This window comes from Ruegeria sp. I1, assembly GCF_056532675.1.
The window spans coordinates 356,224-370,461 of sequence record NZ_JBQFNM010000003.1 but is presented as its reverse complement, the minus strand read 5'-3'; the positions used below and the strand labels follow the sequence as shown (position 1 = coordinate 370,461).

Below are 14,238 nucleotides of genomic sequence, written 5' to 3'. Positions count from 1 at the left end.
GCCAGAAAAGCACGCGAAAGACCGATCATGTCTTTGCAGCTTACTCGGTCATCGATTGTCCGTCGGCATCAAAGAAGTGTGTTTTGTCAGGTGGAAAGACCATGCCAATTCTTGCGCCGCTTCTTAGATCAGTATCCCCGTTCAGACGCACCGTGACACGTTCATCGTTGCCGCAATCAACAATCAGAAACGAGTCTGCCCCCAGATACTCGACCACCTCGATTGTCCCGTCCGATTGACCGGCACCGGGGTCTGCGATCTCGATATGCTCGGGGCGTATTCCGACTTTGGTCGCTTCGCTGGTCAGGGGAAACCCGCCTGAACCGCCATTGTCCAGATGATATGCGCCATCCCGCGTCGAACATGGCAGGATGTTCATCTTTGGGCTTCCGATGAACTGAGCAACAAACAGATTGGCCGGGCGCTCATACAACTCGCGTGGTGTCCCCACCTGCGCGATCTTGCCGTATTCCAGTACGACAATCCGATCCGCAAGCGTCATGGCCTCGACCTGATCATGGGTCACATAGATCATCGTACGCTTTAGGTTCTGGTGCAGTTTCGCGATCTCGTACCGCATTTCGACCCGCAGGGCGGCATCGAGATTCGAAAGCGGTTCGTCGAACAGGAAAGCGGTGGGATCGCGGACGATCGAGCGTCCGATGGCAACACGCTGACGTTGTCCCCCCGATAGATCCTTTGGTCGGCGTTCCAGAAACGGCTCTAGCTTCAGCACTTCGGCGGCTTTTGTAACCTGTTCCTGAATCTCAGCCTTGGGCACGCCCGCTACCTTGAGTGAAAAGCCCATGTTTTCGCCCACGGTCAAATGCGGATAGAGCGCATAGGACTGGAAAACCATGGTGAGCCCACGCTTGGATGGCGGGTGGTCGGTGACATCGCCGTCATTGATCAGAAGCGCACCGCGCGAGATATCTTCTAACCCGCCAATCATGCGAAGAAGTGTGGATTTCCCACAACCCGACGGGCCGACGAAAACAACAAATTCACCTTCTTCGATCTTAAGATCGACGCCCTTGATGACCTGTGCGCTGCCGAACCATTTTTCGACGCCTTTGAGTTCAATACTGCCCATCAGTTCCTCCCAGCCCAATGCAGCCAAACAGCGGCTGTCCAGGTAAATGCCTTGCCGCCTGCGGGGCTGCCCGTCATTGGGTCAAAATATTCTGCAAAGCCAAAGGTTGAGATCAGATCTGCTGTTTTACTGCGTAACAACTCTGCCTCTACCTTGTGGCCCATTTCGTCCAGACCGAACCCGGCCAGCATGTTCATGATCGCCCAGCTTGGCCCTCTCCAATATCGGCGGGGATCGAAACCCGGCATTGACGGGTCATAGCTTGGGAAAGGGTATGGCACGGTTTCCAATATCGACCGTGCGCGCTGCAGCATTCCCTTAGAGTCCACACCTGCATACCAGCACAGGTAAGATGCGTTTGAAACGCTACCAGACCACTCGCCGGTATGCGCATCGCGAGAATCAAAGGACCCCAGTTCATCATTCCAAAGCGATTGCGCCCCGGCTTCCAGTTTTGCGATGTCATCGGTCAAACCGTCGGCGGGTAAATCCAAAGCTTCGCTGACGATCAATAGATCCCGTGCAGCGCGCAAAGTGGTGAACGACATGGTCGGGTCGGCAACCCGGAATGGATTATCATCGAGCAGCTTACGCTGATCCCAATGCACGTTCCGCCCGATCTGGACCAGCTTTATATAACGGTCGTAGTCGTATTTGGTCGGGCGGTCATCGCGGTTCACGTGCTTTGTGTCACGACGCTGATATTCGCCCACGTCCGAGGCATCCATCCGCGCCATCGTGTTGTCCCAATCCGGCGCATTGTCCCGGCCAGCCTCCCATGGATGGGTGGTGCAAACTGCGCCGTGGTCATCAAGGCGCCACGTCATGATCCACCGGTGCCAGGCCAGCAGCGCCGGGAACAATGAACGCATCCGCGCTTCACCGGCTTCGGGGTCTTTTTCCCAGATCTTGCGGGCCATCGTTGCGGCGATCGGCGGCTGGATTATACCTGAGGAGGGAATTGGCCCGTTGCAGCCCCAGACGTCAGGGCCCGGGAAATAACCCTCATCCTGCTTATGAAACAGGATATGTGGCACCATACCGTCATCCCATTGGCCTGAAAACAATGTTTCGATTTCGACCCATGCGCGGTCGATGTCGAACTCGGCAAAGCCCAGCGCAGCGATGGCACTGTCCCAGTTCCATTGATAGGGGTACAGCCCCTCGGTTGGGATGGTGTAACCGCCGCGATCGTTGGCAATCAGAATGTTGCGTGCCTCGCGGTCGGGGTTTGTATGTTGGTTCATCTCGGTCATCCTTTGACAGACCCTGCCGTCAGGCCTTTGGTCATGAAACGTTCAAGCCCCAGGAACAGCGCCATGATCGGAACAGTGGCGATCACCGCGCCGGCCATAAGGTGCTGTCGGGGAATTTCCGAGGAGTTCAGCATGGTGACCCCTCGGGTCAGAGTGAATTTCGACGGATCGTCCAGCAACATGAAGGCCAGCAGGAACTCGTTCCAGGCAATCATGAAGACATAGAGTGAGACCGAGGCTAGGGCTGGCAGGCTGAGCGGCAACGTGATCTTCCAGATCACCGCCAAGCGCGAGAGGCCATCCATCAGACCAGCCTCCTCCACCTCGGTCGGGAGTCCACGGAAATACCCCTGCAGCATGTAAAGCGCGACCGGGATCGTCGTGACCGGATAGATCATAACGATGCCCAGGATAGAGTTGCGCAGACCAGTCAGCGAGAACGCAATATAGATCGGCAGCGCCAGAACGATCATCGGCACCATGTAGATCAGCAGGATTGAGCGAGAGAACGCCTTTTGCCCCTGAAACCGGAAACGCGCGACCGCATAGGCACCTGGAACGCTAAACGCCAGTGTGATGAAAACTGTCAGGACCGAGACATAGAGAGAGGTCCAAAGATAGGTGCCGAAGTTAAAATCGCGGAAGAGTTCCGTATAGCTGCGAAAAAGCGCCCAGCCCTGCGAAAGGTCCACCGAGAAATCCAGCGGATTTTGTAACAGCGCCTGTTGCGATTTCAGGCTGGTCATTACCATCACATAGAAGGGAATGACGACAATGGCGGTAAAGAAGATATAGCCGAATCCGGTGCAGAAGCGGATCACCGCATCCTCGAACTCATGGCGGGTTAGCTCTCCGAAAGGCAGTTCCTTCAAGATTTCTGCCATTGAAAGATGCATCACCAAAGCCATGGCGATGACGGTAATCATCGTGGCCTGCAGCGTGGTGTCTGACCCGACCAGAACCGGACCAAAACCTGTCACACAGGACAGGCCCAGCAGGGCCGTCACACCCAGGCGTGCCGGGGCAAGACGCGCCGGAAAGCGAACGTAGGTCAGACCAACCACCGCCCCCCAGATCAGGCTCATCAGAACCTGCGGACGAAAGGCTGCGCCCGTCGCGAAAGACATGGTCACCGCGACGGTTGTGGAAATGACCACCAGCCAAAGTGCACCCAGAACAGGTCCAGTGATAAATCCATTGCGCATCACAAACCCTCCTCACGGCTGATGAAGCGGAAGAAGACGAAGCTGAAGGTGATCAGGCACATCAGGATCACAACAGCAACGGCAGCGCCTGCACCGATATTCGAGATCGCAAAGGCTTGCTCATAGACGTTCACGGTCAATGTGCGGGTCCCCGCATTGCCGCCGGTCAGCAGGAAGATGTCGTCGAATTTATTGAACGTCCAAATAAAGCGCAGCAGGAACAGCACCGACAGGATGCCCAGCAATTGCGGAATGCTCAGCAGCCAGAACTTCTGGAAGGGAGAAGCGCCATCCATATCCGCAGCCTCATACATGCTGGAATCGATGGATTGCATCCGCGCCAGAATGAACAGGAAGGACAGTGGAAAATAGCGCCAGATTTCGAACACCGTGACCATGATCAGTGCCAGTGGTCGTTCACCGAAAAAGTTGATCGGATCGTTACTAAGCCCCATTTGCACCAGCAACGCATTGGCCGAGCCAGAAAAGGGGTCAAACAGTGTGACCCATGTGAAGGCCACGGCAATCACGGGGGCGACATAGGGGAATAGATAAAGACCCCGGATGAAGCCCTGACCTCTGAAGCTTTTGTTCAGCAACAACGCGGCAAACAGGCCCATGACCAGGGCACCAATTGTACCGAAGACGGTGTAAAACAAGGTGACCCAGAGAACGCCCCAGAATTCTGATCCGTCAAAGACACGAGCGAAGTTTTCCAGACTGAAGTCCAGACTGGTCAGAACGTTTGGTCCTTTGCCGGTAATGCCCGGTTCGGATCCTTCCACTAGATCTTCAAATGTGTCCTTATCGCCATCCAGGGTGACCGGAATGCGAATGCGTTCCCGTTGACCACCCTCCAACGTACCGAAATCGCAGAATAGGTCTTGTCCATTCAGAATGCAGGGAGTGGCGACCTCACCCGCGGTGACACCATCAGGCAAAACATCGCTGAGCGTTACACCTTCGACAGCGATTTCCTGACTAGAGTTGCGCAGTCGATATTCGATACGCAGATCGTCACCCGATCCTCGCAGGCTCTCGCGTACAACGGGCGCAGGTGGACGCAGGTCTGACAGCGAGAAGGGTTTGAAGCTGATCCAGATGATTGCCAGCAATGGCAAGATCACAACCAGCGACACGCTTATGATGGTTGGAGCCAGCAGCGCCCAGGCCAGACGCGCCTCGCGTTTGGCTAAGGCCCCGGTTCCGGTCGGTGGGGTGGCCGAAGTCATGAGGTACCTCGAGGGGTTGGGTGCAACGGCGCGAACGCCGCTGCAGATGCCAAAGAGAGGTCGCGTTATTCGACCTTGGCGAGTTCGTCATTCATGGCGGCAACCGCAGCTGCAGCGTCAATTTCACCATCAATGTACTGACGAACGACCCGATTGATCGCTTGGCTGTTGATCATCTTCGACGCTAGTGCCAGCTGACCTTCAGCCACGCCCCAGCGCTGGGCAACGTCCAAACCGCCAACGATTTCATCGATCATGGCCTGTTCATAGAGATCTCCGAGCGGCGCTTTGCGATCGACACCAACGGGCAGTTCAGCCCAGGCTTCCGCAAAGGCAGTCGGGTTATCGGCATTGCCACGACGGACAGGGAACTTGCCCTCTGGTGCGATAGCCAGAGTTTGGGTGTATCCGTCATCCATAGCAAACTTCACAAAGTCGATCGCCGCATCGGTATCCGCATCGCTGGTAATACCGAAGTAACGCACATCACCCCAAGCAGCTCCATCCGGATTTGACGGGCCGGACAGCTTGGTCACGATACCGGTTTTGCTGGCCAAATCGCGCGAGGTCGGATCATCGTTGATGGTTGGCGGCGCACTGTCGCGCAGACCAGCCAGCTCGTCCAGAATAAATGGGGACCAGATGATCATCGCGGCTTTGCCGTCGAAATACAGTTCACGCGATTGCTTCCAATACAATTCACCCGGAGGCGAGGCCTGAGAGATCGCTTTGTAGAAGTCCAGAACCTCGGTGGTCTTGGATTCGTCCAATGGCTGGAAGCCGTCGGAACCTACAGGGCTGACGCCATTGGCGAGGAAGACATGCTCCAACACCTGGCTCATGAAGTTTTCATCAACCTTGGTGGCTGAAACAAACCCGTACATTTCAGGTGGGTTATGCAGCGCATCCAGCGCTGCCTGAATGTCAGCAAAGCTGTTCGGTGCTTGCAGACCCGCCTCATCAAACAGATCCTTGCGATAGACCACCATCTGCGTCCAGCCGTCGACCGGAACCGAGGCAGTTTCATCATCAAAGGCAGCCATGGACAGAGGGCCAGGTGCAAAGGTATCAGCGCCCAGATCCTCGATCACTTCACTTGCAGCCCCGGTGTCCAGAATACCAGCTTCAGCCCAGGGAAGGGCATATTGCAGCGGGTGGTAAACTACGTCCGGCAGATCGCCAGCAGCAAAGGCGGCGGTGGCGCGGGTGCCAAGATCGCTTTCGGTAACCGGGATCACCTCAACTGTCGTACCGGTCTGGGCCTTGAACTGATCAGCCATCTCCTGCTGTCTGGCCAGACGCTCCGGTTGTTCTTCGGTTGTCCAGAAACGGATCGTGTCCGCCTGTACGGATAAGGCAGTCAGCGCGAGTGCAAGCGACGAGCCCAGCATAAGCTTGGCCGCTTTGGGTGTAAGTTTCATTGATAGGTTCCTCCCAAGATGTGTTCATTCGATTTCGTGATCTTTTCCGCCAACTCCTCCGAGGTCAGCGATGGCGGGCCGTCAGAGGCCCTTTCGGTCAAAGATGCTTCGCCAAGCTCGCGCAAAGTGTCAGGGGCTTCTCCCCGGATTTGGCGGATTAGCAGTGTTGCAAGGCGAGCCCCCGCAGCGTGGCTATCGACGTTAAAAGTCGTCAGGCCTGGACGGGCATAGTGGCATTCAGGGATACCGTCGTAGCCAATGATCGAAATATCCTGTCCGATCTTCAGCCCCAGATCGGTTGCGACCCCGTAACATCCCAAGGCCGCCAGGTCGGTGGCAAAAACGATCGCGGTGGGTGGCCGATCCAAACGCAAAAGGGACCGGCTTTCGGCGGCTCCCTCTTCACGCGTTCGGGCGCCGTTCCGCACAAGCTCTGGATCGAAGGGCAGCCCAGCGATACCCAGCCCTTCAACATAACCATCGCGGCGGAGATGGCTGTAGTTGAATTTTAGATCACTGCCGACATACCCGATGCGGGTATGGTTGTGACCTGCAAGCCGAAGCACCGCCTTGCGGATGGCTGTCTCGCCCGAGATATCGAACCACGACGTATTTGCAGGCGGAGTGGCGCATCCATATCCAGTGCGACCATATAGGATGAACGGCACGTCCAGATGCCGTAAAAATCGAATACGCGCGTCATTGACCGCAGTTCGAGGCAGGATAAACCCATCAGCCTTGTGCTCTTCCACAAGACGGGCAAGAACCTTGAGCGTGTCCTGCTCGGATCTTGCGGTTGATATCGTCATGGTCCAGTCAAATCCGCTTGCGGCCTCGCAAGCTCCGGCTAGGAATTCCTGCAAAAATGGGTTGTGGCCATCCGGCTCGTCAGCGTTGAGCACCATCGCAATGGCGCGAACACGTCCGGTTCGAATAGCTTGTGCATGGCTAAGGGGACGGTACCCCAACTTACGTGCCATGGTTTCGACGCGCTTGCGCGTGGTTTCGGAGATATCGGGATATCCGTTCAGCGCGCGCGAAACCGTGCTTTTCGAAAGACCAAGCCGGGCTGCAAGATCATGGATCTTAACACGGCCAGAAATCTGCTGATTTTCAGCAACAGATACATCCAACCGATTTGTAAGATTCGCTCCCATCTTTCCAACTTTCGGTTCCGAAACCGGTTTCGGCAACAGATTTTGTAGAACTTCTGTAGCTTGAACCTCTGCTGGCAGAGCCAACTTGGTTCCTGGAAGACGCCTAAAACTCTAATATCCGAAGAGACACTGTCGCGACGATCTCGGGTCAGGATTCACAACCAGTAGATAATGGTCGTTACGAGGGCGACTGAGGAGAGGAAGACCTTGGATAGCGATCACAACGTAACGCCACTTGTGTCCAATTCTTGAGCCAGACAACATTCCAAATCACCGCAATGCGTACTGAAAGCGGTATCGAACTTTGTATTGAAGATGACGGGCCCGGCTTTCCGGAAGGCGCCCGAGACGAAGCCCTTCGGTCCGGCAGTCAGCTGGACACCTCAGTAAGAGGAACTGGTTTAGGCCTGTCTATTTCCGTTGATTTACTGGCTGCCTATGGTGGGAAGCTGGAACTTAATACATCGGAACGCCTAGGTCGCTTGGCTTGTGAGGTAACGCTTCGTACGTGAACAAAGCGCTTTGCTTATTGCGCCAGCGGTCACGGCGCAGCCTCTCCCTATCTGCAATCATCGTCTGTATTAACGCCAAACCAGGCTTTGACGCGCACCAAAACACGTGTTCCTATGAGCTTAAGCGATCCGTCAGTTTCAGGCGATCAGGGCAGAGTGCCGGCCCAAACGGGGCACCTGGCCGACTACCTAGACGCTGCAGTTGTGGCGAAAGTCCGGTCTTGCAAAGCTGCGTGGCAGCGCTTGAAGGCCTAAGCCAAATCCTCAATCCGGACTTGCCCGGCAGTCACACGGTAGGCCCGGCAATCGGTCATACATACGAGCACGGCAGTAGTGGCCACGAATAGCGTGACATGCCTAGTCGAAAATCTCTAGCAGATTGTCGAACATGCCGCCCCGCTTGCGGCGTTTTGGGTAATCCTGCGGCGTGCGCTGAGGGCTTTCGTGATAATGCACGTCGGAATATGCATCGTCAGCGGAGACGCCGCTATCGATGAGCGCTTCTTCGCGGATGGCCATGATGATCTTTTCCAGCTCTCCACGATCCAACCATATGCCACCCGAAGAGGGACAGATATCCATCTTTACACCATAGCGTTCCACCTCACGCATGGGCGAACCGTCGATTGGAGATGTCATCAGGGGCATGTGCGATATCCTTTGCTAAGCGTGATTTACCAGTGGGCAGACCTTACCTAAATTGTAGTTGAGCGATGCCTTTACAAGGCTGAGAACTCCATTGGATCAGCGGATATCTTCAAAGGATTGGTTCACTGCGCCCTGGATAATGTGGCCCGATGTGCTCCAATTGATGGACCAATGTTCCATCACGGCCTAGTCGGCGAACGCGCAAGATAGTCAGCACGGATCGAAGGCAGTGCGCCGCCATACCGACAGATTGGCGTTCGTTACATATCGCAGATGAAATAGGCTTGCACCAAAATCACAATTGCGCCGTTGCTTCGATTTCGACCTTTGCCGCGTCTTCAACAAGACCAGCAACAACCACCATCGACATGGCCGGGAAATGTCTGCCAAAAATCTCCCGATAGGCCTGACCAACTTCGCGTTGAGCGGCCAAATATTCAGCCTTGTCGGTGACAAACCAGGTCAGGCGCATCACATCCTCGACTTTGCCACCGGCCGTTTCGACAATTGTGCGGATGTTGAGCAGCGCCTGACGCATTTGACCGATGAAATCGTCACTCACAAACTCTTTGTTCGCGTCCCATCCAATCTGGCCACCAATATGAAGCGTGCCATCTTTAGCCAGTATTCCATTTGCATAGCCCAGCGCCGGCAGCCAACCTTCGGGGTGAATTACGTCATGCGGCATCAGTGGGCTCCTTCAAGTCTTGCAGTCGTTGTGCGATCCGTTCCGGCCAGGGCGCTGCACGTCCTGTCGCGTTGATGTGAACCAAGGTTGCCTCGGTTGCGAATCTAAGCTCTTCTTCACAATACGCAGTCAGGCGAAACGTCATTGATCGGCGGCTGACGGCAGAAATCTTCAATCGCAATATCAGCTTGTCCCCGTGTCGACTTGGGGCGACAAACCGCGTGTTGATCTGTGCCGTCGGCACGCCGCTCTGACCATGAATGTCTTCGAACGGCCAATCCAGCACGTCCGCGAAAAAACACTCGACGCAGTCGTTAATCATCTCGAAATAGCGTGGGTAGAAGACAATCCCGGCAGGGTCGCAGTGTTTGAACATGACCTTCTGTGTAAGTTCAAAGCTCATCACACACCTACATATTGCGCGGTCAATTCGGGCGTCAAAGCGTCCATTTTGCCAGCCCAGACCGTCTTGCCCCGCGCCAAAATGACGGCGTTGTCGGCAACCGAGGACAGCTCGCGCAGGGATTTGTCTATCAACAGGATCGACATGCCGGTTTCACGCTTAATCTGCGTGATCGCTGCCCAGATTTCTTGACGGACAATCGGGGCCAGGCCCTCAGTGGCTTCGTCCAACACCAAAAGCTGAGGATTGGTCATCAATGCCCGTCCAATTGCGAGCATCTGTTGCTCTCCGCCGGAAAGCGAGGCCGCGCGTTGGCCCCTGCGTTCTTCAAGTCGGGGAAAAAGCCGGGCGACGGCATTTAAGTCCCAAGCGCCAGAGCGTGCCGCAGCAATGAGGTTCTCTTCGACCGTTAGGTCCCGAAAACAACGACGCCCTTCTGGCACCAATCCAACACCCAGCCGAGCCACGTTATGGCTCGCCATCTTATGCAGGTTTTTGCCATTAAACATCAGGCTGCCGAACGAGTCGATCATTCGGCAGATCGCTTTGACAGTGGTGGATTTTCCCATACCGTTCCGCCCCATCAATGCGCAAACCTCGCCTGCGTTCAGGGTCAGATCAACGCCGAACAAAGCAGGCGTACGACCGTAGGATGCTGTCAGGTTTTCAACCTCGAGCAAACTCATGCCTCCTCCCCCAAATAGGCCTCTCGGACCTCGGGCGATGATCGAATGTCGTCGACCGTTCCGGACGCAATCACCTGGCCATAGACGAGAACGCTGATCCGGTCGGCCAGCGAAAAAACCGCATCCATGTCATGTTCAACCAGCAGGATCGGTGCCTCGTGGCGCAGTTTGTCCAGAAAGCCGGTCATTTCCTTCGACCCCTCCGCACCCAATCCCGCCATCGGTTCATCCATGACAAAGGCCTTAGGGGACAGGGTTAAGGCAACGGCGACTTCCAATTGCCTACGTTGCCCATGGCTGAGATTGGCAGTGGTTTGGCCTGCGGCACCGTCCAAGCCAACGCGGATAAGCGCCTCCATAGCCCTGTCGCGCAAGTCGGTGTCCCGGCTTGCTGCGCCCCAGAAACGCCAAGGGTTTCCGGAATGTCCAAGCGCGCCCAGCAGCGCATTTTCAAGCACGGTGTCTTCCATCGCAAGTGCAGAGATTTGGAAGGTTCGCCCTAGACCGGCCCTGGCACGCTCCTGTGTCGATAGGGACGAGATGTCCTGATTGTCCAAGTAGACGCGGCCGGAATCGGGCCTCAATCCTCCACATATTTGGCCAATCAGCGTTGACTTGCCAGCGCCGTTCGGACCGATGATGGCGTGGATTTCCCCAGCCCTCAAATCAATCGAAACATCCTGCGTGGCCTTGAGCGCGCCAAAGCTCTTTTTGAGGTTCCGCGTAGATAATACAACGTTAGACATGGGGCCCCTCTTTGCCGGTCAAAATGCCCAACAGGCCACCGCGGGCGAACAGCACAATCAGAAGCAGGATCACCCCAAGCCAAACATGCCAGAAATCGGTCAAACCCCCCAAAAAATGCTCGAGCATAACAAATAGTGCGGCCCCAATGACAGGACCCATCAGACGCCCAACACCACCAATGATAATCAGAACAATCAACTCGCCCGACAGTTGCCAACTGAACATCGTCGGACTCACGAAACGATTTAGATCAGCAAAAAGAGCACCCGCTAGTCCGGTCACCGCTCCAGAGATGACAAAGGCCAAAAGCTTCAGACGCATCGGATTCAGCCCGACCGTTTCCACACGTTGCGGCACCTGTCGTGCTGCGTTCAAAGCCAAGCCAAAAGGAGATGCACGAAGCCGCCAGTGGAGCAGTAGCGCGGCACAAAGCGCCGCGAAACACAGACCGAAGAACTGGATCGGGACTAGCGTGTTCATGCCTGGAAATCCGTTGCGCACGTAAATCGACAGACCATCTTCGCCGCCATAGGCGCTCCAGGAAATGGAAAAGAAAAAGAACATCTGACCAAACGCGAGCGTGATCATGATGAAATAGACACCCGTTGTGCGCAGAGACAGTAGCCCGATCAACAATGCCACCAGGGCGGAGATGACAATCGCCGTCAACCATATCACCGGCATGGATTTTGTGCCTTCGATGCTGAATGGTCCAAGCTCTAGCGCGGTATATGTCTGGGCATGATGGGCGAGAATGCCCATCGCATAGCCGCCTAGGCCAAAAAACACCGCATGCCCAAGGCTCACCAAGCCGCCAATCCCAAGCGCGATGTTCAACCCCACCGCGGCCAGCGCCAGAATAACGGTCCGTGTGGCCAATGTGATCGTGAATGGTTCATCAACCGCAAGAGCCCAAAGCGGCACGACCGAAAGCCCGGCCAGCACGACCCAATTGACATAATGTTCCCTGATCATGCCCGCACCCCAAACAAACCGGTCGGGCGCCAGATCAAAACGATGCTCATAAGGATATAGACAGCCATCGACGCCAACGCAGAACCGGTTTGCGTCGCAGCGCCTGCTTCCATGAACAGTTTGAAAACTTCCGGCAGGAATATTCCACCCAGCGTATCGGTCAATCCGACCAGGACAGCCCCGATGAACGCCCCTTTGATCGAGCCGATTCCACCGATCACGATCACCACAAAGGCAAGTATCAATACAGGTTCTCCCATCCCCACCTGCACCGATTGGATGGCGCCCACCAAGGCACCTGCAAACCCGGCTAGGGCCGCGCCAAGGGCAAAGACGATCGTGTAGAGTTTCGAGATATCGACGCCAAGCGCTGCGATCATCTCGCGGTCATTTTCTCCTGCGCGGATCTGGATACCGATCCGGGTACGGGCGGTAAGCCACCACAGCCCCAGGGCCACCACAATACCCACGCCAATAAGGGTCAAACGATATAAGGGATATTCAATACCACCCGGTAATGTGATCGGGCCTGACAGGTAATCGGGGATGTCAAGAAACAGAGGGAAAGACCCAAAGACCCACCTCGTACCTTCGGAAAAAATCAAAATCAGGGCAAATGTCGCCAACACCTGATCCAAATGCGGAGCATGATAAAGCCGTCGGATAACGGTCATTTCGACAATCGCGCCAGCACAGGCCGCGGCAGCCAGCGCCGCCACAAGCGCCAGAACGAAAGAGCCTGTGTATCCGGCAACGGCTGCGGCCGCGAAGGCCCCAACCATGTACAGCGAACCATGGGCCAGATTAATCAACCCCATAACACCGAAGATCAGGGTCAGGCCTGCTGCCATCAGAAATAGCATAACACCAAACTGAAGCCCGTTCAGAACCTGCTCAATAATGAGAATAGCTGACATTCAATCGCCTCGGAAACAAACAGGCCTGCCGTGCACACCACGCGCGGCAGGCCTGCCATCGTCACTACATTTTGCAATCACCCGCGTAGGCGTCGGCGTGGTTTTCGAGGGCAGCACCAAGAATTTTGTTGGTGAAAACGTCACCTTCCTGGATCACCTCACGGGCATAGATCGTTTGCACCGGGTGATGGTTATCGCCAAAGGCAAAGTCGCCGCGCGTGCTGTCAAACTCGGCTGCTTTCAGAGCCGCACGGAACGCGTCGGCATCGTCAACACTCGTGGTGTTCAGGGCCGATAGGATCAGGTTGGCCGTATCGAACCCCTGGCTTGCATAAAGCGAAGGAAGACGGCCGTATTCAGCCTGAAAGCTCTCGACAAAGGCGGCATTTGTCGGATTGTCGATATCCTTGTTCCACTGCGATGTGTTCACCACGCCCAACGCGGCGCCCCCCACCGCTTGCAGGATACCTTGGTCAAAACTGAACGCCGGACCGATCACAGGCAGATCAACACCGCTATCTGCATATTGCTTCAAGAAGGAAATTCCCATTCCGCCAGGCAAGAAGAAAAACACGCTATCTGCACCCGAGGCACGGATCTGCGCGATCTCTGCCGCATAGTCTGTTTGGCCAAGTTCGGTATAAAGCTCGCCGGCCAGCTCACCTTCAAAGAAACGCTTATATCCGGTCAAAGCATCTTTCCCGGCCGGGTAATTGGGGGCAAGGATAAAGCTGTTGGCGTAGCCCGCACCATTTGCATACGCGCCAGCAGCCTCGTGCAGATTGTCGTTCTGCCAGGCAACGTTGAAGTAGTTTTTGTGGCAGCCTTTACCCGCCAATGCCGAAGGTCCCGCATTGGGCGACAGATAGAAAACGTCCTGGTTTACAGCAGATGGGACGACAGCCATGGCCAAGTTTGACCAAATGATTCCAGTCATAATGTCTACTTTCTCGGACTGGATCATCTTGTCTGACAGTTGAACCGCGATGTCCGGCTTGCGCTGATCGTCTTCGATCACAACCTCTACATCATCGCGGCCGGATTGTTTGATTGCCAGCATGAAGCCATCGCGCACATCAATCCCCAACCCGGCACCTCCGCCTGAAAGTGTCGTGATCATGCCGATCTTGGTCTCTGCCACCGCTCCGGTAGCGGCAAGCGCAAGCGCTGTCGTCATCGCAAGTATTTTTTTCATTGGTTTTTCCTTTCCCTGTTTCGTTTCGGCACGGTTAACTTGTTCCCACTTTAAGCGTGGCTTTGTCCTCTCGATCCCGCCCAAATCGAGGGGACAATTGTCC

The 14,238-nt window shown here is 55.5% G+C and carries 15 protein-coding genes; 1 reads left to right on the top strand and 14 read right to left on the bottom strand.

What is annotated here, in order from left to right; all coding sequences use genetic code 11:
* Nucleotides 1-40: 40 nt before the first annotated feature.
* The 6 genes from ACR0DH_RS08355 to ACR0DH_RS08330 form a co-directional block, all read right to left on the bottom strand.
* Nucleotides 41-1,093 (bottom strand): ABC transporter ATP-binding protein, encoded by a 1,053-nt coding sequence (locus tag ACR0DH_RS08355; RefSeq protein WP_480548296.1) that lies wholly within the window; start codon nt 1,091-1,093, stop codon nt 41-43.
* On the bottom strand, nt 1,093-2,340 hold the full coding sequence (locus tag ACR0DH_RS08350; protein ID WP_480548294.1) for an MGH1-like glycoside hydrolase domain-containing protein: 1,248 nt from the start codon (nt 2,338-2,340) through the stop codon (nt 1,093-1,095). Before ACR0DH_RS08350 ends, ACR0DH_RS08355 begins: the two co-directional genes overlap by 1 nt.
* A 5-nt stretch (nt 2,341-2,345) precedes the next feature.
* Nucleotides 2,346-3,554, bottom strand: coding sequence for a carbohydrate ABC transporter permease (locus ACR0DH_RS08345; RefSeq protein ID WP_480543799.1), 1,209 nt, complete (start codon nt 3,552-3,554; stop codon nt 2,346-2,348).
* Entirely contained in the window at nt 3,554-4,786 is a 1,233-nt protein-coding gene (locus tag ACR0DH_RS08340) for a carbohydrate ABC transporter permease (protein ID WP_480543800.1), read from the bottom strand. Before ACR0DH_RS08340 ends, ACR0DH_RS08345 begins: the two co-directional genes overlap by 1 nt.
* 65 nt (nt 4,787-4,851) lie before the next feature.
* The gene (locus ACR0DH_RS08335) at nt 4,852-6,207 is read right to left on the bottom strand and encodes an ABC transporter substrate-binding protein (RefSeq protein ID WP_480548292.1); all 1,356 of its coding nucleotides are present in this window, start codon (nt 6,205-6,207) and stop codon (nt 4,852-4,854) included.
* Nucleotides 6,204-7,364: a LacI family DNA-binding transcriptional regulator gene (locus tag ACR0DH_RS08330; RefSeq protein ID WP_480548290.1), complete on the bottom strand. Its 1,161-nt coding sequence runs from the start codon at nt 7,362-7,364 to the stop codon at nt 6,204-6,206. Before ACR0DH_RS08330 ends, ACR0DH_RS08335 begins: the two co-directional genes overlap by 4 nt.
* A gap of 248 nt (nt 7,365-7,612) precedes the next feature.
* Between ACR0DH_RS08330 and ACR0DH_RS08325 the strand changes: the two genes are divergently transcribed.
* Nucleotides 7,613-7,876, top strand: coding sequence for an ATP-binding protein (locus ACR0DH_RS08325; protein WP_480548288.1), 264 nt, complete (start codon nt 7,613-7,615; stop codon nt 7,874-7,876).
* A gap of 357 nt (nt 7,877-8,233) precedes the next feature.
* Here the strand turns inward: ACR0DH_RS08325 and ACR0DH_RS08320 are convergent, their stop codons facing one another.
* From ACR0DH_RS08320 to ACR0DH_RS08285, 8 genes are all read right to left on the bottom strand, one after another.
* Nucleotides 8,234-8,524 carry a TFIIB-type zinc ribbon-containing protein gene (locus tag ACR0DH_RS08320; RefSeq protein ID WP_480548286.1) on the bottom strand — a complete coding sequence of 97 codons (291 nt, stop codon included), beginning with the start codon at nt 8,522-8,524 and terminating at the stop codon, nt 8,234-8,236.
* 295 nt (nt 8,525-8,819) lie between these two features.
* Nucleotides 8,820-9,212 (bottom strand): RidA family protein, encoded by a 393-nt coding sequence (locus ACR0DH_RS08315; RefSeq protein ID WP_170537414.1) that lies wholly within the window; start codon nt 9,210-9,212, stop codon nt 8,820-8,822.
* Nucleotides 9,202-9,615, bottom strand: a complete 414-nt coding sequence (locus tag ACR0DH_RS08310) for an acyl-CoA thioesterase (protein ID WP_480548284.1) — start codon at nt 9,613-9,615, stop codon at nt 9,202-9,204. Before ACR0DH_RS08310 ends, ACR0DH_RS08315 begins: the two co-directional genes overlap by 11 nt.
* Entirely contained in the window at nt 9,615-10,301 is a 687-nt protein-coding gene (locus ACR0DH_RS08305; protein WP_480548282.1) for an ABC transporter ATP-binding protein, read from the bottom strand. Before ACR0DH_RS08305 ends, ACR0DH_RS08310 begins: the two co-directional genes overlap by 1 nt.
* Nucleotides 10,298-11,047, bottom strand: coding sequence for an ABC transporter ATP-binding protein (locus ACR0DH_RS08300; protein ID WP_480548280.1), 750 nt, complete (start codon nt 11,045-11,047; stop codon nt 10,298-10,300). The genes ACR0DH_RS08305 and ACR0DH_RS08300 overlap by 4 nt, the downstream gene beginning before the upstream one ends.
* Nucleotides 11,040-12,023: a branched-chain amino acid ABC transporter permease gene (locus ACR0DH_RS08295; protein WP_480548278.1), complete on the bottom strand. Its 984-nt coding sequence runs from the start codon at nt 12,021-12,023 to the stop codon at nt 11,040-11,042. Before ACR0DH_RS08295 ends, ACR0DH_RS08300 begins: the two co-directional genes overlap by 8 nt.
* Nucleotides 12,020-12,940 carry a branched-chain amino acid ABC transporter permease gene (locus tag ACR0DH_RS08290; protein WP_480548276.1) on the bottom strand — a complete coding sequence of 307 codons (921 nt, stop codon included), beginning with the start codon at nt 12,938-12,940 and terminating at the stop codon, nt 12,020-12,022. The genes ACR0DH_RS08295 and ACR0DH_RS08290 overlap by 4 nt, the downstream gene beginning before the upstream one ends.
* Before the next feature lie 64 nt (nt 12,941-13,004).
* Nucleotides 13,005-14,135 carry an ABC transporter substrate-binding protein gene (locus tag ACR0DH_RS08285; RefSeq protein ID WP_170537402.1) on the bottom strand — a complete coding sequence of 377 codons (1,131 nt, stop codon included), beginning with the start codon at nt 14,133-14,135 and terminating at the stop codon, nt 13,005-13,007.
* Between the last annotated feature and the right edge of the window lie 103 nt (nt 14,136-14,238).

Bases quoted from the DNA above. Each gene is read 5' to 3' on its own strand.
- ACR0DH_RS08355 (WP_480548296.1), bottom strand. From the start codon at position 1,093: ATGGGCAGTATTGAACTCAAAGGCGTCGAAAAATGGTTCGGCAGCGCA.
- ACR0DH_RS08350 (WP_480548294.1), bottom strand. From the start codon at position 2,340: ATGAACCAACATACAAACCCCGACCGCGAGGCACGCAACATTCTGATT.
- ACR0DH_RS08345 (WP_480543799.1), bottom strand. From the start codon at position 3,554: ATGCGCAATGGATTTATCACTGGACCTGTTCTGGGTGCACTTTGGCTG.
- ACR0DH_RS08340 (WP_480543800.1), bottom strand. From the start codon at position 4,786: ATGACTTCGGCCACCCCACCGACCGGAACCGGGGCCTTAGCCAAACGC.
- ACR0DH_RS08335 (WP_480548292.1), bottom strand. From the start codon at position 6,207: ATGAAACTTACACCCAAAGCGGCCAAGCTTATGCTGGGCTCGTCGCTT.
- ACR0DH_RS08330 (WP_480548290.1), bottom strand. From the start codon at position 7,364: ATGGGAGCGAATCTTACAAATCGGTTGGATGTATCTGTTGCTGAAAAT.
- ACR0DH_RS08320 (WP_480548286.1), bottom strand. From the start codon at position 8,524: ATGCCCCTGATGACATCTCCAATCGACGGTTCGCCCATGCGTGAGGTG.
- ACR0DH_RS08315 (WP_170537414.1), bottom strand. From the start codon at position 9,212: ATGCCGCATGACGTAATTCACCCCGAAGGTTGGCTGCCGGCGCTGGGC.
- ACR0DH_RS08310 (WP_480548284.1), bottom strand. From the start codon at position 9,615: ATGAGCTTTGAACTTACACAGAAGGTCATGTTCAAACACTGCGACCCT.
- ACR0DH_RS08305 (WP_480548282.1), bottom strand. From the start codon at position 10,301: ATGAGTTTGCTCGAGGTTGAAAACCTGACAGCATCCTACGGTCGTACG.
- ACR0DH_RS08300 (WP_480548280.1), bottom strand. From the start codon at position 11,047: ATGTCTAACGTTGTATTATCTACGCGGAACCTCAAAAAGAGCTTTGGC.
- ACR0DH_RS08295 (WP_480548278.1), bottom strand. From the start codon at position 12,023: ATGATCAGGGAACATTATGTCAATTGGGTCGTGCTGGCCGGGCTTTCG.
- ACR0DH_RS08290 (WP_480548276.1), bottom strand. From the start codon at position 12,940: ATGTCAGCTATTCTCATTATTGAGCAGGTTCTGAACGGGCTTCAGTTT.
- ACR0DH_RS08285 (WP_170537402.1), bottom strand. From the start codon at position 14,135: ATGAAAAAAATACTTGCGATGACGACAGCGCTTGCGCTTGCCGCTACC.